The organism is Sphingopyxis sp. USTB-05, assembly GCF_023822045.1.
GTDB lineage: Bacteria > Pseudomonadota > Alphaproteobacteria > Sphingomonadales > Sphingomonadaceae > Sphingopyxis.
Genome location: NZ_CP084712.1, coordinates 1,095,630 through 1,118,071 on the forward strand (window position 1 = coordinate 1,095,630; position 22,442 = coordinate 1,118,071).

The 22,442-nt window shown below is 64.3% G+C and carries 15 protein-coding genes; 8 read left to right on the forward strand and 7 right to left on the reverse strand.

What is annotated here, in order from left to right; all coding sequences use genetic code 11:
* The first annotated feature begins 51 nt into the window (after positions 1-51).
* The 8 genes from KEC45_RS04800 to KEC45_RS04835 are packed head-to-tail and all read left to right on the forward strand — an operon-like array spanning position 52 to position 10,776.
* Positions 52-1,098, forward strand: a complete 1,047-nt coding sequence (locus KEC45_RS04800) for a DUF1611 domain-containing protein (RefSeq protein WP_238586688.1) — start codon at positions 52-54, stop codon at positions 1,096-1,098.
* A complete protein-coding gene (locus tag KEC45_RS04805; RefSeq protein WP_252171561.1) occupies positions 1,095-2,252 on the forward strand; it encodes a hypothetical protein in 1,158 nt (385 codons plus the stop codon). Before KEC45_RS04800 ends, KEC45_RS04805 begins: the two co-directional genes overlap by 4 nt.
* Positions 2,249-3,328 carry an alpha/beta hydrolase gene (locus KEC45_RS04810; protein ID WP_252171562.1) on the forward strand — a complete coding sequence of 360 codons (1,080 nt, stop codon included), beginning with the start codon at positions 2,249-2,251 and terminating at the stop codon, positions 3,326-3,328. The genes KEC45_RS04805 and KEC45_RS04810 overlap by 4 nt, the downstream gene beginning before the upstream one ends.
* Positions 3,329-3,374: 46 nt before the next feature.
* Entirely contained in the window at positions 3,375-5,000 is a 1,626-nt protein-coding gene (locus tag KEC45_RS04815) for an amidohydrolase family protein (RefSeq protein ID WP_252171563.1), read from the forward strand.
* 4 nt (positions 5,001-5,004) lie between these two features.
* Positions 5,005-6,444 carry a serine hydrolase gene (locus KEC45_RS04820; protein WP_252171564.1) on the forward strand — a complete coding sequence of 480 codons (1,440 nt, stop codon included), beginning with the start codon at positions 5,005-5,007 and terminating at the stop codon, positions 6,442-6,444.
* 20 nt (positions 6,445-6,464) lie between these two features.
* Positions 6,465-7,475, forward strand: a complete 1,011-nt coding sequence (locus KEC45_RS04825; RefSeq protein ID WP_252171565.1) for a dipeptide epimerase — start codon at positions 6,465-6,467, stop codon at positions 7,473-7,475.
* A 26-nt stretch (positions 7,476-7,501) separates the two neighbouring features.
* Positions 7,502-8,788: an amidohydrolase family protein gene (locus KEC45_RS04830; protein WP_252171566.1), complete on the forward strand. Its 1,287-nt coding sequence runs from the start codon at positions 7,502-7,504 to the stop codon at positions 8,786-8,788.
* Between the two features lie 2 nt (positions 8,789-8,790).
* Entirely contained in the window at positions 8,791-10,776 is a 1,986-nt protein-coding gene (locus KEC45_RS04835) for a serine hydrolase (protein ID WP_252171567.1), read from the forward strand.
* Positions 10,777-11,516: 740 nt separating this feature from the next.
* Here KEC45_RS04835 and KEC45_RS04840 read toward each other — a convergent pair.
* From KEC45_RS04840 to KEC45_RS04870, 7 genes are all read right to left on the reverse strand, one after another.
* Positions 11,517-14,225 carry a TonB-dependent siderophore receptor gene (locus KEC45_RS04840; RefSeq protein WP_252171568.1) on the reverse strand — a complete coding sequence of 903 codons (2,709 nt, stop codon included), beginning with the start codon at positions 14,223-14,225 and terminating at the stop codon, positions 11,517-11,519.
* Between the two features lie 371 nt (positions 14,226-14,596).
* Entirely contained in the window at positions 14,597-16,000 is a 1,404-nt protein-coding gene (locus tag KEC45_RS04845) for an efflux transporter outer membrane subunit (RefSeq protein ID WP_062182393.1), read from the reverse strand.
* A complete protein-coding gene (locus tag KEC45_RS04850; RefSeq protein ID WP_252171569.1) occupies positions 15,997-17,169 on the reverse strand; it encodes an HlyD family secretion protein in 1,173 nt (390 codons plus the stop codon). The genes KEC45_RS04845 and KEC45_RS04850 overlap by 4 nt, the downstream gene beginning before the upstream one ends.
* A gap of 1 nt (position 17,170) precedes the next feature.
* Positions 17,171-18,835 (reverse strand): MFS transporter, encoded by a 1,665-nt coding sequence (locus KEC45_RS04855; RefSeq protein ID WP_252171570.1) that lies wholly within the window; start codon positions 18,833-18,835, stop codon positions 17,171-17,173.
* Positions 18,836-18,998: 163 nt separating this feature from the next.
* Positions 18,999-19,952, reverse strand: a complete 954-nt coding sequence (locus KEC45_RS04860) for an ornithine cyclodeaminase family protein (RefSeq protein ID WP_252171571.1) — start codon at positions 19,950-19,952, stop codon at positions 18,999-19,001.
* Positions 19,945-21,072, reverse strand: a complete 1,128-nt coding sequence (locus KEC45_RS04865; protein ID WP_062182384.1) for a dipeptidase — start codon at positions 21,070-21,072, stop codon at positions 19,945-19,947. The genes KEC45_RS04860 and KEC45_RS04865 overlap by 8 nt, the downstream gene beginning before the upstream one ends.
* The gene (locus tag KEC45_RS04870) at positions 21,062-22,441 is read right to left on the reverse strand and encodes an amidohydrolase family protein (protein ID WP_252171572.1); all 1,380 of its coding nucleotides are present in this window, start codon (positions 22,439-22,441) and stop codon (positions 21,062-21,064) included. The genes KEC45_RS04865 and KEC45_RS04870 overlap by 11 nt, the downstream gene beginning before the upstream one ends.
* Between the last annotated feature and the right edge of the window lies 1 nt (position 22,442).

The following is a 22,442-nucleotide window of genomic DNA, read 5'->3' on the forward strand; positions in this document are numbered from 1 at the left end:
AATGTCGCGAAGGCGGCCGATTCAGCGCCACTCCGGAATTTGGTGAGAGACGTGAACATTCAAACTTCCCTCGATGTCGCTGGCGGTGCCTTGCAGCTTCCGCAGCCCTATCTGCTGTTCCTCGGCGACACGACGATCCGCGGTTATGCGAAGACCGCTTTCGGTCTTCGTGACTGGGCGCCCGAGAAATGCGTCGGCGAATATGCCTTGCCGGGTGCGACGGTCAGCGCAGGGCTGGAGCAACTTGCACCGGCTGACGCGAAAGCACGCGGCGCGCGCTCGCTGCTCATCGGCGTCGCGAACAGCGGCGGCGTAATTCCCGAAAGCTGGATGCCGGCTCTTTTCGAAGCGCTTGAGGCGGGGCTCGATATCGTCAGCGGCATGCACATGCGGCTGGCCGATATGCCCGAACTCGCCGCGCGGGCAGAGCGTCTCGGTCGCCAACTGATCGACGTACGCCATCCGCCCAAGAATCTCCCCGTCGGCACCGGCCGCAAGCGGAGCGGCAAGCGATTGCTCACGGTCGGAACCGACTGCGCGCTGGGCAAGAAATATACGGCCCTGGCGCTTGCGCGCGCTTTCGCCGAGCGCGGCGTCGACGCCGATTTTCGCGCGACCGGGCAGACGGGCATCATGATCGCCGGCGGCGGCGTGCCGATGGACGCGGTGGTTTCGGATTTCGAGGCCGGTGCGGCGGAGACTGTGAGCCCCGACGCGGCGGACGATCATTGGGATGTCGTCGAAGGGCAGGGATCACTGTTTCACCCTGCCTATGCGGCGGTATCGCTGGGCCTGCTGCATGGCAGCCAGCCCGACGTCATCATCGTATGTCACGAACCCGGCCGCGAAGAGATATTGGGTTCTCCGGGCTACCGCTTGCCGAGTGTCGAGGAGACGATCGATCTCAACCTGCGGCTGGGTGCACGGACCAACCCCGCGATCCGCTGTGCGGGTGTTTCGTACAACACCTCGCACCTAGGCGAGGAAGAGGCCGTCGCATTGATGGCGGCCGAAAGCGAGCGGCTGGGATTGCCGGTCGCCGACCCGATCCGCGGCGGCGAAGCCTTCGCCCGTCTGGTGGATAGCTGCCTCGCATGAGCGCAGCGGCTACCCCGGCAGCAGCGGCGGGATCCTCTTGGTTCCAGCGTTTCCTGTTGCCGGGTTTCGCGTTCAAGGCGGTTGTCATCGGTGGCGGATACGCGACCGGACGCGAGCTTGCGGAGTTTTTCCTGCCAAGCGGACCGTGGGGCGGATTGGCCGCCATGCTGCTCGCCATGCTGCTCTGGAGCGTCATCTGCGCCGCGACCTTCTCGCTCGCGCGGGTGATGGGGGCGTTCGACTACCGCAGCTTTTTTGAAGGACTTCTGGGGCGCGGCTGGATCCTGTTCGAGGTCGGCTATGTCCTCCTGGTGACGCTTGTGCTTGCGGTGTTCGGCGCCGCGGCGGGCGAGATTGGCGCGTCGATCTTCGGCTGGCCGCCTCTTGCGGGGACGGCATTTCTCGCTGGATCGATCGCGCTGTTCGTGACCTTCGGCAACGCGTCGGTCGAGGGGCTGTTCAAATATGTCTCCTTCCTGCTCTACGGCGTCTACGCGCTGTTCATGGTCTTTGCGCTGAGCAGTTTCGGCGATGCGATCTCGGCGCGTTTTGCCATTCCGGCACCGTCGGACGGCTGGATCCTCGGCGGGCTGACCTATACCGGATATAACGTCATCGGCGCGGTGGTGATCCTGCCGGTGATCCGTCATCTGACCAGCCAGCGCGATGCTGTAGTTTCGGGCTTGATCGCGGGTCCGCTCGCGATGGCGCCTGCCATCCTCTTCTTCGTCGCAATGATCGCTTTCTATCCAGGCATCATGGATGAGACCTTGCCGTCGGATTTCATGCTGCGGCAACTCGAAATGCCGCTGTTCCATTTGCTGTTCCAGTTCATGATTTTTGCCGCTTTGCTCGAAAGCGGTGCGGGCTCGGTGCATGCGATCAACGAGCGTGTCGACGCAGCACGTCGTTCGCGCGGAGGCGCGCCGCTTGGCAAGCGCGCGCGAGCCGGCATCGCCGCGGCGCTGCTGATCGGCTGCATGTTCCTTGCCGACCGCTTCGGGCTGGTGACGCTGATCGCCAGCGGCTACCGCTTTCTGTCCTGGATATTCCTCGCCGTCTATGTCGCACCGTTGCTGACCGTCGGCCTGTATCGGCTGGCTCGCAGCCAGAAAAAACAGCTTCAACCAGCCGTGCAGGGGAATGTGACGTGACAAAAGTGACTGGCTGGGCGCGGTTTCGGCGCTGGATGAAGCGCATCTTGCTGGGCCTGCTCACATTGTTGGTACTGCTCGTCGTCGTGGGTTCGATCTACGAGGCGCTGGGGCGCAAGAATGCCGCGGCGAACTACCCGCCGCCTGGAAAGCTCGTCGACATCGGCGGGCGCAAGATGCACATCGATTGCCGCGGCACCGGATCGCCGACGGTCATCCTGGAATCGGGCCTCGGCACCGGCGGGACGACCGACTGGACTCTGGTTCACGACGAGATAGCCAGCTTCACGCGCACCTGCGCCTATGACCGCGCGGGCATCATGTGGAGCGATCCCAAGGACACGCCACAGGACGCCGCGGCGGTGACCGAGGATCTGCACAAGCTGCTCAAGGGCGCCGGAATATCCGATCCGCTGGTGCTCGTCGGGCACTCGATCGGCGGCCCCTACACGCGGACATATGTGGGCAAATATGGCGAACAGGTCGCCGGGCTGGTGATGGTCGATCCGTCGCACCCCGACCAGATCGCGCGGCTCGGGAAAGTCGTGAGCATCGACGTTCATCCCAAGCGCGCATCGACGCTGATCCACACGGCGAAGGCATTGGCGTGGACCGGCATCGTCCGCTTCGTCATTGCGCGCGGCGAAAAGCCGAAGATGCGGACAGAGGCCGAAACGAAGAGGCTCGGCGACGCGCTGACCAAATCGGCCGCCTACGCCAGTACTTCGATACGGGGTTCGGCCTCCGAACTCGATGGCTTCGATCGCACGATGGATCAGGCGCGCAAGGTTCACAGTTTCGGAAACCGGCCGTTGATCGTGCTCACGGCGATGGCGCCGATGAAGCCCGATCAGCTTAAAGGCCTGGGACTGAAGGCTGAAGAGGGCGGACGCTTCAAGCAGGAATGGAAGACGCTCCATACCGAGCAGGCGGCGTTTTCGACCCGCGGCCGCCAACAGATCGTGCCCGACGCGACCCACTATATCCAGATCGATCGCCCCGAAGTCGTGATCGCCGCGGTCCGCGAGGTCGTGGACGAAGTGCGCGCGGATGCGCAGGCGGCCGCCAAGAAATGAAAGCAAGGACCGTCAGCCCCCACGGCTGCCGGCAGGGAGAATGAAGATGAAGCGTAAGATCCTCTTAGGTGCCATGTCGATGCTGCCGTTGCTGCTCGCTGCGAACACGCCGGCGCCCGAATATGACATCGTGATCCGTGGCGGCCGCGTGCTCGACGGCGCGGGGAGCCCCTGGGTCAGCGCCGATGTCGCGGTCAAGGACGGCCGCGTTGTGAGGATCGGCCGCGTTACGGGACGCGGTACCAAGGAAATCGACGCAAAGGGCCGCTATGTCTCGCCCGGCTTCATCGATATGATGGACCAGTCGGGGCGTGTTCTTGTCAAGAACGGCGCGGCTGAGAACAAGCTGCTGATGGGCGTGACCACGGTAATCGCCGGCGAAGGCGGTCCGCCGGCCGAGGCGGCGGAGATTCCGGCGCATTTCAGCCAGCTTGAAAAGCAGGGCATTTCGGTCAACTACGGCACCTATTATTCGGCGACGCAGGCGCGTGTGAAGGTGATGGGCGACGGCGCCGGGCAACCGACCGCGGCGCAGCTCGAAGCGATGGGCCGCGAGGTCAAGATCGCGATGCAAAATGGTGCGTTCGGCATCACCAGCGCGCTCATCTATCCGCCGAGCAGCTTCCAGACCACGTCTGACCTCGTCACGCTGGCGAAGGTGGCGGCGCAGTGCGACGGCTTCTATGCGACCCACATGCGCGACGAGAGCGAAGGCCTCGTCAAGGCGATCGAGGAAGCGATCGAGATCGGCGAAAAGGGCGGAGTGAAGGTCGAAATCTTCCACCTGAAAGCTGCCTATGCTCCCAGCTGGGGCAAGCTGATGCCGCAGGCGGTGGCGACGATCAACGCGGCGCGCGCGCGGGGCGTCGATGTCGCGGCGGATCTTTATCCCTATACGGCGGGCGGCACGGGGCTCGAAATCATCGCGCCGAGCTGGGTGTGGGCCGACGGGGTGCAGAAGGGGATCGAGCGGCTGCGCGATCCCAAGGTGCGCGAGCGGATGAAGAAGGAAGTCGCCGCAGGCTCGATGCCCGGCTGGTCGAACCTCGTCCACGCTTCGGGGGGCTTCGCCAATGTGCGCCTCGCCAACGGTTTCAGCGACAAATACCGGCCCTATCACGGCAAGAGCCTCGCCGAGATCGGCAAGGCGCTGAACCGCGACCCGGCCGACGTGGCGTGGGATATCTTGCTCGAAGGTCTGCCGAACCGCTCGGTCGCGCTCTATTTCATGATGAGCGAGCAGGACATCGAAACCGCGATCAAGCAGCCGTGGGTGAGCATCGGCAGCGATGCCGCGGCTTCCGAAAAGGCGGGCGAGATGGACGCGCTCGGCCTGCCGCACCCGCGCGCCTATGGCACTTTCCCGCGCATCATCGCCGAATATGTGAAGCGCCGCCCGATCCTGTCGCTGGAGGATGCGGTGCGCAAGATGACCGGCTGGCCGGCGCAGCGCATGGGGCTGACCGATCGCGGGCTGATCCGCGACGGAATGCGCGCCGATATCGTCGTGTTCGACCTCGACAAGCTGGATGACGTTGCAAGCTGGGAAAAGCCCACGGCATCGCCGACGGGGATCGAAACGGTGATCGTCAACGGCGTCGTCACGATCGCGAACGGCAAACATACCGGGGCCAAGGCAGGCTCAGTGCTGCGGCATAGCTGCGGCGTCTGAGCATATGCCCCGGAAAATTTCGAGCCTTTGCCTCACCGGTCTTGCACTCGTGGCGGCGGCGCCGGCCTTTGCCGCCGCCCCGGCGATTGCGAAGCCTGAAGACCTTGGCACCGCGGTGTCGGCGCAAATTGCGTGCGCCAGCATCTTCGTCGCCGAGCGCGCGGAGGCCGATGTTCTGCGCGACGACATCCATGCGTTCGCGCCGTTCATGACGGCGGTGACGCTGACGGTCGACCGCAACGCGCGGACCGTTACCGCATCGGCGCCGGGTGCAGCGACGCGCACCGCGCTGTTCCGGCCCGTTGCCGGTTGCACGCTGCTGACGGGCGATGTTTCGGCGGCGACGCTCGACGCGCAGGCGGCGAAGCTTAAGCCGACACGCGGGAACGCCGCGAAGCCTTGGCCGATCGGCGATGCTCCGGTGGCCAAGCTTCAAGCGGCGGCCGAGGCGAAACTCAACCGCGTCGCGCTCGACAAGGCGGTGAGCGCCGCCTTCGACGAACAGAATAAGGGCGGCTATCCCGACACGCGCGCGATCGTCGTCGTGCAGGGCGGGGCGATCGTGGCCGAACGCTATGCGCCGGGGTTCGACCGGAACACTGAACTGCTCGGCTGGTCGGCGTCGAAGAGCATCATGGGAACGCTGGTCGGCCTGTTGGTCGATGACGGCGTGCTCAAGCTCGACGAACCCGCACCCGTCCCCGAATGGCAAGGCGAGGGCGATCCGCGGGCGAAGATCACGCTGCGCCAGTTGCTGACGATGTCGAGCGGCCTGACCTTTTCCGAAAGCTATGTCCCCGGCAACGATTCGATCAAAATGCTGTTCGAGGCGGGCGACATGGGCGCGATGGCGGCGGCGAAGCCGTTGCAGCATGAGCCCGGCACGAACTGGAGCTATTCGTCGGGCACGACCAATATCTTGTCGCGCATCGTGTTTCAGGCGACCGGCGGGACGCTGGAGGGCATGACGCGCTTTGCGCAGAAGCGCCTGTTCGAGCCGACCGGCATGACCAGTGCGCTGATCGAACCCGACGAAGCCGGCGTGCAGGTCGGCAGCTCCTACGCCTATGCCACCGCGCGCGACTGGGCGCGCTATGGGCTGCTGCATCTCAACATGGGCCGGGCCGGGGGCAAGCAATTGCTCTCCAAGGAATGGCTCGATTTCGCGGTCGCGCCGACCAAAGCCGCGCCGCGCCCCGTCTATGGCGCGCAGCTTTGGCTGAATCATGCCGAAGCTGACGGCGAACACCGGAAGCTCTACCCGGACCTGCCCGAAGACACCGTCATGGCGCGCGGCCATAGTTTCCAGATCGTCGCCGCGATCCCGTCGCAAGATGCCGTGATCGTCCGCCTCGGCTGGACGCCCGAGGGGCAGGCATTCGACTGGAATAAATATTTGTCGCAGATCGCGGCGGCACTCGCGCCCGCTGCTCCAGCGCCCTGAACGACTGAAGGACAATTTCGATGACGACCAACGCTCCCCTCTCGCTCGATCTCGCGATTGAATCGCTCCCGCTCGCCAAGCCGTTCCGTATCTCGGGGCATGTCTTCACCGACACGCCGGTCGTGCTCGTCACGCTTTCGGACGGCGAACATAGCGGCCGCGGCGAGGCGTCGGGGGTCTATTATCTCGGCGACGACGTGCCCGCGATGACGGCCACCATCGAAAGCGTGCGCGGCGCGGTCGAGGCAGGGGTAACGCGCGAGCAGTTGCAGGCCCTGCTTCCCGCCGGCGGCGCCCGCAATGCCCTCGACTGCGCGCTATGGGAATTGGAAGCCCGGCGCCGCGGCGTTCCCGTCTGGGAACTCGCCGGCCTCGCCGAACCGCGCCCGCTCCGCACGACCTTCACGCTCGGCGCCGACGATCCCGAGGTGATGGCTGCGGGTGCGCGCCATTATGCGCAAGCGCGCGCGCTCAAGCTCAAGCTCACCGGCGATCTCGACGTCGATATCGCCCGCGTACAGGCGGTGCGTGCGGCGCGCCCCGAATGCTGGATCGGGGTCGATGCCAACCAAGGATTCGCGATCGGCGATCTCGACGCGCTCGTCGCGGCGCTGGTCGCCGCCGACGTCAAACTGCTCGAACAGCCGCTGGCGCGCGGACGCGAAGCCGACCTTACCGGCTATCAGTGCCCGATCCCGATCGCGGCGGACGAGAGCGCGCTGACGCTTGGCGATATCGACGGGCTGGTCGACCGCTTCGACGTCGTGAATATCAAGCTCGATAAATGCGGCGGACTGACCGAGGGCCTCGCCATCGCCAAACGCGCCCGCGAACTCGGGCTGGGCGTGATGGTCGGCAATATGGTCGGGTCCAGCCTCGCGATGGCGCCTGCGTTCATCGTCGGACAGCTCTGCGACATCGTCGATCTCGATGGGCCGATCTTCCTTGCGGACGATCGCCAGCCCTCGATCGAATATGTGGACGGCAACGCATGGTGCGGCGAGGCGATCTGGGGCCGCGAAGTCGGCTGAATGATAAAGGGACAGGGAGAGGCACAATGAAAAAGACAATATTTGCCGGTTTGGCATTGGTCGCGCTGATCCAGCCGGCCGTAGCGCAAGAATCGACCGCGACTTACATCCATGCCGGCCGCCTGCTTGCCGACCCGGCGAGCGGCCGGGTCGAAACGAACAAGACGATCGTCGTCGAAGGCGGCAAGATCGCCGCAATCCGCGACGGCTTCGTCGGCGAGGGCAAGGTCGTCGACCTCCGCGACCAGTTCGTGATGCCGGGCTTCATCGACAGCCACGTCCACCTGACCTTTGAATCGAGCCCGACGAGCCGCCTCGACGCGGTGACCAAATCGACGGTCGATCAGGCATTCGACGGCGTCGTCTTTGCCAAACGCACCGTGCGCGCCGGGTTCACGACCGTCGTCGACCTCGGCGCCGATCCGCAGGCGATCAACGCGCTGCGCGATGCGACCGCCACGGGCAAGGTGGTCGGGCCGCGCATCATTGCCGCGGGCGGCGTCGCGGCGCACGGCGGACACGGCGACGTTCACGGCTATCGTCAGGAAATCATCGACCTGTTCCGCTCGCCGACACTCTGTTCGGGCGCCGACGACTGCGCGCGCGCGGTGCGGCTTGCGGTGCAGCAGGGCGCCGATGTCATCAAGACCGCCTCGACCGGCGGCGTGATGTCGAACACCGCGGCCGGGCTCGGCCAGCAGATGAGCGACGCCGAACTGATCGCGATCGTCGACACCGCGCATCGTCTGGGCCGCAAGGTCGCGGCGCATGCCCACGGCACCGACGGCGTGAATGCCGCTCTGCGCGCCGGCGTCGATTCGGTCGAACATGGTACCTATCTCGACGCGGAATCGATCCGGCTGTTCAAGGCGAAGGGAAGCTATCTTGTTCCCACCCTGCTGGCCGGCGACACCGTTGCGCGGCAGGCCGAGGAAGCCGAATGGATGCCGGCAGCGGTCCGGGCCAAGGCACGCACCGTCGGCCCGCTGATGGTCGACGCGCTGCGCCGCGCGCATCAGGGCGGCGTCCGCATCGCGTTCGGAACCGACAGCGCGGTGTCGAAGCACGGCGAGAATGCCCGTGAATTCGCGCTGATGGTGAAGGCTGGGCTGACCCCGCTGGAGACGATCAAATCCGCGACCGTCTGGGCGGCAACGCATGCCGGGCTCGAAGCCGAAATCGGTACGCTTGCCGCCGGCAAGTCGGCCGACATCATCGCGGTGAAGGGCGATCCGCTGACCGACGTGCGCAGCCTTGAAACCATGGGCTTCGTCATGGCGCGTGGTGCGGTCGTTCGGGCGGCGGGAGAGTGACGATGCGCTCGGTCAAATTATTCGCGCTGCTTCCGCTCGTCATGATGCTCGGCACGGCGGCTTCGAAGCCCGCAACGCCGCTAGCGCCCGCGATCGCGCCCAAACCGGCGGCCGAGGCGCAAAAGCTTGCGCCGCCAGCCCAGACTCCGCTCGCGCCACCGGCAACACTGACGAAACAGGATGTCGATAGCTGGCTCGACGGCTTCGTCCCCTTCGCGCTCAAGCGCGGTGATCTTGCAGGCGCGGTGATCGTCGTGGTCAAGGACGGGCAAGTGCTGACGCAGCGCGGGTTCGGCTATGCCGACGCAGCCAAGCGCACTCCGGTCGATCCCGCGCGCACTCTGTTTCGCCCCGGTTCGGTGTCGAAGCTGTTCACCTGGACCGCGGTGATGCAGCAGGTGGAGGCCGGCAAGATCGACCTCGACAAGGACGTCAACACCTACCTTGATTTCAAGATTCCCCTGAAGGATGGCAAGCCCGCGACGATGCGCCAGTTGATGACGCACACCGCAGGGTTCGAGGAACATGGCAAGCTCACCATGTTCGAGGACAAGAAGTTCCAGATATCGCTCGGCGACTATGTGAGGGGCGGGATTCCGAACCGCATCTATACGCCGGGCACGACGCCTTCCTATTCGAACTATGGCACCGCGCTCGCCGGCTATATTGTCGAGCGCGTGACCAAGATGTCGTTCGACGATTATGTCGAGCAGCGCATCTTCCAGCCGCTCGGCATGGCGCAGTCGACCTTTCGTCAGCCCTTGCCCAAGGCGTTCGCGCCGTGGATGGCGACGGGATATCGTCAGCTTTCCGCTGGCCCCTCGAAGTTCGAGATCGTCGGACCGTCACCTGCGGGCGGCCTCTCTTCGACCGGCGCCGACATGGCGAAATTCATGATCGCGCATCTGAACCAGGGCGCGGGGCTGATGAAGCCTGAAACCGCGCGGATGATGCACGACACGCCGCTGACGATCCTGCCGCCGCTCAATCGGATGGAACTCGGCTTTTTCGAAACCAACATTAACGGGCGCCAGGTGATCGCGCATCTGGGCGACACGCAGTTGTTCCACACCGCGCTCCACCTGTTCACGAACGAAAATGTCGGCATCTATATGTCGTTCAACGCGACGGGCGAGCAAGCGTCGGTCGGCCCTGTGCGCCGCGCTTTGTTCGAGGATTTTGCCGATCGCTATCTTCCCGGCAACGAAATGCCTGCCACGCGGATCGATGCGAAAACCTCGGCCGAACATGCGAGGATGCTCGCCGGAAACTGGCTGAACAGCCGCCGCGCGGAGACGAATTTCTATGCGATCGCCTCGCTCCTCGGACAGGTGAAGATCAGCGTCGGGCCGAAGGGCGAACTCATTGTCCCCGCCGGGCGCGACCTCAACGGCAAGCCCGCGAAGTGGGTCGAGACCGCGCCGTTCGTCTGGCACAATGTCGACGGGCATGGCCGGCTCGCTGCGCAGGTCGTCGATGGCAAGGCCGTGCGCTGGAGCATCGACGGCATCTCGCCCTTCATGGTGTTCGACCGCGCGCCGGCGTCGAAATCGGCGGCATGGATCATGCCCGCGATGTACGTCAGCCTCGGCATCCTGCTCCTCACCCTGCTTCAATGGCCGGCCTCAGCGCTGATCCGCCGTCATTACAAGGCGCCGCTGACGCTCGAACGCCGTTCGCTGCGTATTTATCGCGGCGTCCGCGTGGCTTCGGGACTGGTGCTCGCGCTGGTCGCCGCGTGGGTGATCAGCATGTCGAAACTAAAGGCGCTGCCATCCTATGACCCGTGGCTGTGGTTCCTCCAGATCGCGGGCTTGGTCGTCCTCGTCGGCGGCACGCTTCTCGCGGCGTGGAACCTCCGCCTCGTCCGCCAGGAAAAGCGCGGCTGGTTCCGTACCCTTTGGGCGCTTCTACTGCTCTTCGCGGCAATCATGCCGCTCTATGTCGCATGGACCTTTGGCCTGATCTCGATGACGGTGAATTACTGACGGCATAGCTTGAATGGGGGGTAGGCCCGGCCGAGCCTCTCCATCGGCGCTCCACCCTGTCACCTCCCCGTCGCCGCGCGACGGGGAGGTTTTTTGTCCGCGTCACGTCGCACGCGATCCATAATGCAACCGTCGCTATGGTACGGCTCGAGCCGTGATGACGGTAGGCTGCTATTCGACCGATTGCTGCCCTCTCCATATCGTCACCCCGGACTTGATCCGGGGTCCCGCTTGATGCCGAAGCCGGTAGATGCGGAAGAAAAGCGGGATCCCGGGTCAAGCCCGGGATGACGGAAGGTGGGTAACGAGCGGGAGTTGGCGATAGGGATGTGCACCCCAAAACAAACATCGCCTTCAAATAGGTCTTTCCTACATTATCCGGCTGTGCCAGCCCTCATCTGGCTCTTTCATTCAGTGAACAAAAAGCGGTCGCTGCCTGCTTGCGGGTGAGACCATGATCAGAAGTACCGCGCATATTCAGCACTCCGCGACTTCCAAATCGGGGCGCTCATAGGGCTGAACTTTCCTGAACTTTGGAATATTGCGCGGCCCTTGCCCTGACCCGATCCCGGATCCAGCCGGCTCGGGATGGCAAAAGTTGGCCTTAAAGCCACAAAGGACACAAAACCGATGCGTGTATGCGGTGCTTTTGTCGCTTTAACGGCTTCACCCCATCGCCACAAAAAAAAGGCAGCGGTATCGTCGATACCGCTGCCCCCGGGACTATCTGGGTATGAGGTTTAGAAGTTCAGCTTCACGCCGCCCGAAATATAGCGGCCGATCACGTCGAAATTCGGACTGGTATAGGGCGTGATCGGCGGATCGCGGTCGAACAGATTGTTGACGTTGCCGAACAGGGTGAAGGGGCCGGCCTTGAACTGGACGCCCAGATCGACATAGGTGCGGCTGCCCACCTTGTTGTTCACGATCTCCACCGGAACACCGTTCACGACCGTCAGCGGGCGGTCGAGCCCGCCGTCGACATAGCGGACGCGCAGGTTCGCGCCGAAGCTGTCGTTACCAAAGGCGATCGTGCCCGTGCCGCGCCATTTGGGGGTGGAGAAGGCGGTGTCGCCGCCGACATAGCCCGACACGTCCGCGCCGTTGATCTTCAGGTTGAAGACATGGTTGGCCAGCGCGCGGAACGACAGGGTCCCGTCGCCCAGCGGCACGCGGTACGACGCCTCGATATCCAGGCCCTGCGTGCGGTAATTGGCCAGATTGCGATAGCCGTTCGTGATCGATCCGATCGTCCCATTTGCTTCGCGGACAATGATGCCGCCGCAGGTGGGGTCGTTCGGTGCAGCGACGAAGCATTGTTTGAGCAGGTCGTTCGCCGTGACGGTCGTGATCACATTGTCGATGTCGATGTCATAATAATCCACCGACAGGCGCAGGCCGCGAGCGAAGGATGGCGAATAGGATCCGCCGAGCGTCAGCGTATGCGAAATCTCGGGCGTCAGGAGTTTGTTGCCGCCGCCATAGACGACCACATTATTCTGCACCGTGCCGTTCTGACCCTGGAACGGATCGAAGACCGTACCGATGTTGGTCGAGCGGTTGAGGAAATATTCGGTGATGCTGGGCGAACGGATATCGCGCGAATATACGGCGCGCAGCAGAAGGTCGTTTGCGACGCGCAGCGTGCCGCCTGTTTTCCACGACCAGATCCCGCCGCTGGTGCTGTAATCCGAATAGCGGGCAGCGCCGTTGACTTCGAGCTTCAGCGTGTCGGTGATGTCGAGCAGGGGGACGTTCACTTCGGCGAAGGCTTCCTTGACGTTGAAGCTGCCGTTCGTGGTCGACGAGTTGAGCGTGCCGAGCGCGTTGGCGAGCGACAGCGGGTCGACATAGTTGGTGACCTGCTTTTCCCAGCGGAAGTCGGTACCGAAAGCGATGTCGACGGGGCCGGCCCAGGTCGAGAAGGGCTGACCCGAAACGCTGGCGCCCGCGGCGTCGAGCTTGATCGTGTAGATAAGCTGCGAACCGCCAAACGCCCAGGCGGCCGCGGCGTCCGAAATGCTGCCATTGCCGAACAGGTTGATCGGGACGCAATTGGGGTCGTTGTTGGTTGTCGAGGCATCGGCGTTGATGCGGCACGTCGGCGTGCCATTCACAAGGACGGCATCGACGCCATTGGTGAAGCGCGATTTGATCCGCTGGTTGTTGAGCTGCTGATCGAGCCGGATTTCGCCATGGTTGTAATAGGCGTCATATTTCCAGCCGTCGCCGAAGCTGCCATCGAGCCCGATCGCACCTTCCAGATTGCGGCGGCTGTACTTGAACTTCATCACCCCGTCGGCGCCGACGTCGTCCATGACGCGCCCCAGCAGGAACGGACCGGCGACCCCCGCAGCGGCGAGCTGATTACGGTTCGCCTGCGTCAGGAACGCATTGTCGGGCATGATGACGACCGCTGGGGTCTCAGGGAAGAAGCTATAGTTCGCCGACATGCGGTTATAGCTGAAGTTCGCCCAGATTTTCAGCGTGTCGGTGATGTCATAGCTGGCGCGGGCGAAAGCATTGACGCGTTCATAGGGGGTGCTGACCGCCACATAGTCAAAGATGTTCTGGCCGCCGCCGCCGATGGTCGTGACGCCGGTTGTGGTGCTACCGAGCGGAAAGGCGCCGATATTGCCGTCGGGGTTGAACACCAGATTGCGCGGAGCGCCGGTGAGGGTGAGGATCGAGCCGCCATTGTAAAGCTGCGTCGAATTCGGGTCGCGTACCAGTTCGAGCTTGTTGTCGGCGCGCTGGAACAGGCCGGCCTCAAGATTGGGCCGATCGTCGCGGCTGAGCGCGCCGCGCTCGTTCATATATTCGCCGGCCACCATGAAGTGACCGCGACCACCCGCGAAATCCGTGCCCCATGCGATGTCGGCGCCATAGCGTGCGGCGTCGCCGCGCGACGAGATGCCGGACTGCACGCCCATCCGCCAGCCGTTGAAGTCATCGTCGAGGATGATGTTGACGACGCCAGCAACCGCGCCGGAGCCCCAGGCGGCCGATGCGCCGCCGGTGACGACGTCGATGCGCTTGACCAGGCTTTGCGGCACGATGTTGAGGTCGTTGGCGCCGGCAAAGCGGTGGCCGTTGAGCAGGGTGAGGGTGCGTACCGATCCAAGGCCGCGCATGTCGGCGGTCGATACGCCGCTGCTGGTGTTGCCGGGCGTCGTCGAGGGTGTCGAAGTGGCGCGAAACTGGGGGGCGTCGTTCAATACCTGCGCAATGCTGGGACGGTTGCCGAGGGCCAGTTCGGCTTCGCCGATCACCGTCGTCGGGGTCGGGGCGTCAAAGCCCTCGCGCTGAATGCGGGAGCCGCTGACCACGATTTCCTCGTTCGAAACGACGTCGGTCGCCGCGTCATTTGACTGCGCATATGCCGGGTTCAAACTGACCATCATCGACAGTGCGGTGCCCGCATACCAGCCGGATCGAACGAATTTCATAATTATCCCCTTCGCCTGCGGACGGCAGTTATGCGGTCCGGTGTTCGCTTATGTTTTACCCTGAGGTGCCTGCGGTCCTCGGGTTTGCGATTTTCTATAAAGTCGGATTTTTTTGAAAAATCAACCCCGATCAAGACATAATTTTCAATTATGGAAAATTATTCGATCGAGTGCACCGCGATTCGGCTCGATATCCCCATGATTTAGGGAGATTTTACCCAAAAAGCCATGTTTCAAATCGGAATTTCGCTTAGCCGCCAGCTTCATCGGCCCGCAAAGGGTCCGACTGTGGTCTGAGGCGTGGCTCCACAGCGCTGCCGGAACGGGCAAGTCGCGGCTAACGGGGTTTGGGGTTCGACTCTACCGGAGCGTCAAGGGACGGAGGCGCATGCTTCAGGAACTTCGCAGGTCGTCCAGCCGCCACCCATCGCCTGAAAAAGCTGAACACGCGCCGAGAGCGCATCGGCGCGAAGCTGGATCAACGATAGCTCGGCGCCAAGCAGTCCGCGCTGGGCGTCGAGCTGTTCGAGATAGGGCGAATAGCCTTCGCGATACCGATTGGTCGCGAGCCGCAATCCCTCGGCCAGCGCGTCGCGTTGCGAACGGGCGAGCGCGATCTGCGCGTCGATCAGCGTGACGGCAGCGAGTGCATCCTCGACCTCGCGAAATGCGGTCAGCGCCGTACGGCGATAGGCGAAGGCCGCCTGGTCGCGCTGCGCACCCGCGACTTCGGCCTGCGCTGTCAACCTGCCGCCCTGAAAGATCGGGGCAAGGATGCTGCCGCCAACCGACCAGATCGAAATCGGGTCGCCGATCAGCGTCGAAAAGGCTGCACCGGCTGCCGAGGTCAGGCGGACTTGGGGCAGGAAGCGCTTGCGTGCCGCGGCGAGGTTCTTGTCCGACGCTGCGAGCTGATACTCGGCTTGCGCGACGTCGGGACGGCGACGCAGCAATTCGGACGGCAGGCCTTCGGGGACTGCCGGGACGGTGAGACGGTCGAGGGACGTGCCCCGATCAATTGCCCGAGGCGTGTCGCCGACCAGCACGCTCAAGCCATCCTCGGTCCGTGCGATGGCGAGTTCGATTTGCGGTACGATCTGGGCCGTCGCATCATATTCGGCCTGCGCCTGCTGAAGTTCGAGCTTGGGCGAATAGCCGCGCCCGACGCGCGATTTGGCAATCCGCAGCGATTCCGATCGCGCGCGTACCGTTTCGCGCGCAACCTCCAGCCGCGCATCGAGGCCGCGCAGCGTGACATAGTTGCTAGCCACCGCGGCGGCGATCGACAACTGCACGGCATCATGGGCGGCTTCGCTCGCAAACCATGAATCGCGTGCGGCCGATTTCTGGTCGGCGAGGCGGCCGAACAGATCGACTTCATAGGCCACCTGGATTTGCGGCTGCGCGAAATTCTGTTCTGCGGGCTGGCCGAACGGGTTGACCGAGCGTGAGCGTCCGCCGCTGATCGCCGCGTCGATCGTGGGCAGAGTTTGCGCCCGGGCAAGCGCGAAATTGGCGCGTGCTTCGCGCACGCGCGCTGCCGCGACGCCGATGTCGCTGTTGTTGGATAGCGCCTTGTCGACCAGCGCAGTGAGCGTCGCATCGCCGAACGACTGCCACCAGTCGCGTTGCAGCGGAGCAGCGGGATTGGCGTCGGTTCGCCAGGTTACCGGCGGGTCGACCGGCGCCACGCTGGTTGTCGCGACGTTCGGTCCGGCGCAGGCGGTGAGCCCCGCCATAATCGCCGCTGCCAGCGTGAGCCGTGCGCGCTTCATCGCTTCGATCCGCCGCGCGTGTCGATACGAACCTCGACCGACATGCCGGGCCGCAGCCGCTTTGCAAGCGGTTGCTTGTCGTCGATCTTGATTCTTACCGCGATACGCTGCGCCACCTTGACGAAATTACCGGTGGCATTGTCGGCCTTGAGGACGGCGAATTCAGAGCCGGCCGCCGGCGACAGATTCTCGATCCGCCCGGTCATCTCGGCACCGCCCAACGCGTCGACGCTGAACCGCGCCGGCTGGCCGATCGCCATGCCGCCCGTCTGCGCTTCCTTGAAGTTCGCGATGACCCAGACATGATGCGGGACGACCGACAGCAATTGCGTGCCGGCGGTGACATAGGCACCGACACGCACCCCGACTTCGGAGAGCTGGCCGTCGGCGGGGGCGCGGATGATCGTGTTGTCGAGATCGATCTGCGCGAGGCGAAGCTGTGCTTTCGCCGATTCGACAGCGGCTTCCAGCCCGGCGCGTCCGACGACGACGGTGCGGACGTCCTGCGTTCCGATTGCGCGGCTCGCGCGCGCCTGTTGCAACGCCGCTTGCGCCGCGAGCAGCGCCGCACGCGTCTGGTCGAATTCGCGGGTCGAAATCGATCCGTCGGCGACGAGAGCGCGCGCGCGGCGCATGTCGGCGTCGGCCTTGGCGAGTTGCGCTTGCGCGTTGGCGATACCGGCATTCTGGCTGTCGGTTGCAACCTCGCGAGAGCGCTGCGCCTGCGCCGAATTGGCCAGCGCGGCCTGCTGCGCTGCTACGTTCGCCTCGGCCTGCGCGACGCGGGCGCGATAGATGCGGTCGTCGATCGTCGCGAGGATCTGCCCCGCTTTGACCTCGGCGAAATCCTGAACCGGCACACGCGTGACATAGCCGCTGACCTGCGGGCTGATGATCGTCACGCGCCCGCGGACATAGGCGTTGTCGGTGCGCTCCGCTCTGCCGGCGAAGGGCGGCAGGTCCCACGCGTAGAGGATGGCTAGGATCGCGAGCACGGCGGCGACGATGATGACAATGACGGTCGTGCGCGTCTTGTCCGGCGGCCGCCAGGCCGACGGCTGTGCGTCGACCTGCGGATCGGAGGGAGGCGCCGCTTCGGGCGTGGCGGGCGGCGGGACTGCCGTTTCGGATTCCGGTTTCGGCATTTTGGCCTTGGGCTCGTCGCTCATCCTATTGCCCCTGTTGAGCTTGTGCCTGCGCCTGCAGGCGCTGCACCAATAATATCACCGGTGATGGCTCGTTTCGCCGCCGGATAGACCGGCTGATCAAGAAGCCCCATATCGTCGTCAAGATCGCAAGTACCCCGACCAGCAGGAATACGTCATTATACGCAAGGATATGCGCCTCACGCGTGACTTGTTGGCTCAGCAGCGCAGCGCCCTCTGCGCTGCGCAGAGCCGGATCGCCGATCGTGCCTGCAACGACACGGCTGCCTGCGCCCAGCCGCGCAGCGACCAGCGGATCGCTCGCGACGATATTCTGGACCAGTTCGTGCGAATGATATTTTTCGCGCACCGTCTGGAACGTTCCGAGCAAGGTGCCACCGGCAAGGCCGCCGATGCTCTGGCTCATGCTGAACAGCACGACGAAGCTGATGAAATTCTTGCCGCCCGCGAGCAGGGTCCGCGCGATGCCGATCACCATCGCCTGCGCAAGGAAGAGCAGCGAAGCGAAGCCGATCAGGGCCTGACTCACATAGAATTGGCTGGACCGCGTCAGATTATTAGCCTGCGCGTCCAAGAAAGATCCGATCACGATCAACACGACCGCGATGATAATCGGCCTCGACAGATTGTCGGGGCGGAACGTCAGCACCGCCGTCGCGAGGCCGGCGATCGATGCGAACACGACGATTACGTTCAGCGTGACCAGCTGGTCGTTGATCAGACCCACAGTGCTAAGAAAGCCGATCGATCCGAACGCCTGTTCGGAAAGCAGAATGCGGATCGACGCCGCCACGGCAAAGAGACGCAGCATCTCGCGCGTGCCGAGCCAACGCGTGTTGAGCAGCGGGTTTTTGCGATGATGTTCAACGAGTATGGCCGCGGCGATCAGCGCGACGCTGGCGGCTAGCGACCAGCCCATCCACGCGCGTTCGGTCCACCATTGGATCCGTCCCTGCGAAAGCACCGCGACCAATAGCCACAGGCCCGGCGCGAGCAGTCCAAAGGTCAGGAAGTCGAGCGGTTCGAACACTTTTTCGCGCTCGCTGGGGGGCAGGGGCTGCGCGATCACCGCGGCGAGCGTCGCCAGCGCCATCCCGAATTCGAACCAGTAGAGATTGTGCCAGTCGCCCCAGATGAGCAGCCCCGGCGAAAGCACGCGCGCGAGCGGCGTCGCGATCTGCGGTATACAGATGCCGATCATCACCGCGGCGAGCCGCTTCGATGCGGGAAGCGCCTGAAAGAAATAGAGAATGGTGAGCGTGGAGAGGCCACTCGCCGCGATCCCGCTCATCGCGCGCACCGCGACCGAGGTCCAGAAATCATGGATGAACAGGTGCATCAATGTCGTCACCGCATAGGCGACGAGCGTATAGCGGATAAACGGTTGGAGCCCGAATTGCTGGCGATATTTGACGAGCAGGAGGTTCGCCGTGACATTGGTCATGAAATAGGCGGCGGTCAGCCATGCCGCCTCGTCGCTGTTGAGCCCCAGCGTGCCTTGCGCGAAATTGAGGTTGACGGTCACCAGCGCATTGCCAAGCCCGCCGGTGATCCCGATCAGGCAGCCGATCAGGAAATGGCGCACCATGCGCGGGGTCGGGTGATCGGGATTGGCGGGCGACCCCGGAAGCGTAGGCCGCTCGTGCGGTTTGAAGACATAGTCCGCCATGGCGGGGTCAGGCCGGCTTCGCGGTTATGGACGCGCCATGATCGGAGCGAGTCGGTTCGATCGTCATGATTTTCCTTACCGCATCACCGGGGCGCATGCAGCCTATTCGGTGGAATAGGCGCTCCGCGACGCGGGCATAGCGCCAGGGCGATCTTACGGATTTTCAATCGCCGTGCGTTTTCCAGAGCCATGCCGCGCAGGCGAGGTCCTGAACGATCGAGCCCAGCGATTTATAGATGGTGACGTCCGAAGCCGCGCGGCGACCCTGCACGGTGCCCGAGAATATATTTCCGATCTCGGGCAGGACATGCGCTTCGTTGATCAGTCCGGATGCGCTGGCGCGCAGATATTCGGCTCCCTGTGCCAGAACGCCTTCGCGATGGTCGGGCACGAAACGCGCCCGCGCGACAAGCGCTTCGTCGATTTCGGAGGGGCCGGCCCGGCTGGAGCCGACGGCATTGATGTGCGTTCCATCCGCGATCTGCGCGTCGAACAGCACCGGTTCGGCGGCGCCTGTCAGCGTGCAGATGATGTCCGCGCCGCTCGCAGCATCGGCGACCGAGGCTGCGACATGCGCTGGGAGGCCCAGGTCGCGGACGACCCGATCGACAAGGTCTGCCGCCTTTGCGGGCGAACGGCCCCATATCCGTACGTCATCCAGCGGGCGGACATGGCGGATCGCCGCGACGTGATGCCAAGCCTGCTCGCCGGTTCCCAATATCGCGAGGCTACGGGCGTCGGCGCGCGCGAGTGCGTCGGTCGCTGCGGCCGACGCGGCGGCGGTCCGGATCGCGGTGACTTCGCTGGCGTCGATCACGCAAACGGGCGCGCCGCTCGTGCGGTCGAACAGGATGATGACGCCCTGATGCGAGCTGCCATGAGCGGCGGCGGCGGGAAAAATGCTGATGATCTTTGCACCGAAGCCTGCGCCGTCGAGTGCGCCGGGCATGACGCCGAACAGGTCGCCGCCGTCGAGGTCGATGATGCCGCGCAGCAATTGCCGACTTCGTCCCTCGGCCAGCGCGATCATCGCACCCTTCATCAACTCGATGCATGTCGCATGGTCGAGCCGCCGGTGGACCTCGGCCGCGTCGATGAAACGGATTGCCTCAGCCACCCCACACGCCTTCGGCGTGGCGCACGAAATTGAGCCCCATGATCTTCTCGATCCGGCTGCTCGAATATCCGCGCGCGGCGAGCAGACCGATCAGTTTCCGGAACTGGTCGGGCCCGCGCAGGTCGACGACGAAGGGATAGGTATCGGGCCGCTCGCCGACCGCACTGATCCCCGCCGCACGGCGCTCGGCGATCTCCTTGGCGAGTACCGCTTCATAGGCCTGAAGATCGTCGATCTGTCCGATATGGCCATCGGTGCCGATGCCCACATGATCCTCGCCGCAGATGTTCACGGCATGGTCGATATGGCGGACGACGTCCTCGGCGCGGGCATGGCCTGAAATGTTGAGGAACGGCATGAAATAGATGCCGACAAACCCACCTTTTTCGGCAACCAGCCGCAGTTCGGCATCGGTCTTGTTACGCGGCAGGTCGGTGACGGCGCGGCAGCCGGTGTGATTGATCGAGATCGGTGCCTTTGACGCGCGCGCGGCCTCGAGGCAGGTCTTCTCGCCGCTGTGCGACAGGTCGACGATCATCTTTTGCGCATTGAGACGTTCGATCACCTCGCGCCCAAAGGGCGTCAGGCCGCGATTGTCCGGCGCCATCGATCCGTCGCCGAGCTGGTTCGCGGGATTATAGGTGAGCTGGAAGATGCGCACGCCCATGTTGGCAAAGATGTCGACGCGGCCCGCGTCCTTGCCCATCATCGCACCATTCTGGAAGCCATAGATGATCCCGATTTTCTTTTCGGCCTTGGCGCGGCGGATGTCGGCGGCGCTCAATATCTTGATCAGGTCACGCGGATAGCGGCGCAGCAGCATGTCCATTTCGGCGACGTCGGCGACGCTTTTTTCGAACGGATCTGCCGGACCCGCGACATAGCCGAGCGTGCAGTTGATCGCGGTGATCCCAGAGGCATGCCCCTCGGCCAATACGCGCGGCGAAAAGGGGTCGGGGGCATCGCGTATGTTGGGGTCGGCAAGCCCGCCGAGCGCATTCACGATCACCCATTTGCGGCTGTCTGGTGCCGCGGCGGCGCGCGCCGCAGCAGCAGGCAGCAACGATGTCGCGGCGAGGCCCGCCGCACCTGCCAATATTGCGCGCCGGTCAATCGTCATTTCCAAGCTCCTTCGCCGTCGGTGCGACATAGTCGGCGCGCCGATATTCGCGGCCGCGCTTCACCGTCATTTCGATTTGTTCGATATTGTTGATATCCGCGAGCGGATCGGCCGCGAGCACGACGAAATTCGCGAGCTTTCCGGGCTCGATCGATCCCATATCCTTGTCCCGGCCCGCCGCGCGCGCGCCGACGAGCGTCGCCGAATGAATGACCGCGATCGGCGGCATGCCGACGTCGTGCGCCAGATAACGAAGCTCGGCATGGACTTCGGGCCAGGGATTGCTGGCGGGATCGACGAAATCGGTGCCAGTGGAAATCGGCAGGCCCGCCCGCCACGCCTGCTGGGTCAGGCGGATCGTCTGCGCGCCGCTGCAGCGGAGCGGTTTCGCTTTCGGATCGGCCTTGCGCGCGGCTTCGAATTTCACGAACAGGCTGCCGGTCGCGTCGAGGATCGTGCCTCGCCTCAGCATCGCGTCGAAGAGGCGGGCGACGACCGGATCGTCGCCGTTCGCCGCGAGGCGTGCCTCGTCGACAGGGGTGCGGTCCTGATAGGCAGCGAGCATTTCAGGCTGCGCTTCGTAACCGAGGTAACAGACATGGCTGATCGAATCGGCGCCCGCCGCGATGACGTCGGCGGGGCGGGCAGGGAAGACCGCGCTGTGCGCCCAGATCATCAGCTTCTGGCGATGTGCTTCGGTAGTGATCGCCTTGACGCGCTCGGCGGGCAGGTTGGCGTAAATCTTGATCGCGCTCGCCGACGTGCCGCGCGCCAAGGTGACCGCCGCGCGCAGATCGGTCTTTTTGTCGATCGCCTGCATCCAGGGTGCCGTGCCCGGCGTGAAACCACGGCTGACCGCAAGAACGCGGGGATCCTCGAAAAAAGATGGCCCGGCCATCAACGCGGCATAATAGATGTCGGGCGCGGGTATTTCGCCGACCAGCGACGCGCGCGAAAGCTCGCCCACCGCGCGCAGGTCATCAGCCATGTCGCGCACCGCGGTCACTCCGCCATAGAGCTGGCGGCGCAGGATCGCTTCGGCGCGCACGCGGTTGGGCGGGGTCGCGAGATGGACGTGGCTGTCGATCAGCCCGGGAATCACAAAGCGGCCTGACAGATCGACGCGGCGGGCGCCGCTCGCCTGCGACGCCAGAGCGCCATGCGCGCCGATTGCCACGATCCGTTCGCCGTCGATCAGGATATCCTGATCGCGGCGGGCCGGACCACCGGTGCCATCGATTACCGTCGCATTGGCATAAATGATCTGTTCGGCCGCCGCCGGAGGCGTCGCCGCAACCAGCGAAGCGGCAAGGCCAAGCGACTGAAAGGCAGCGACGAGCGCCGGCGAGCGTGAGCGGACCGATGTCATG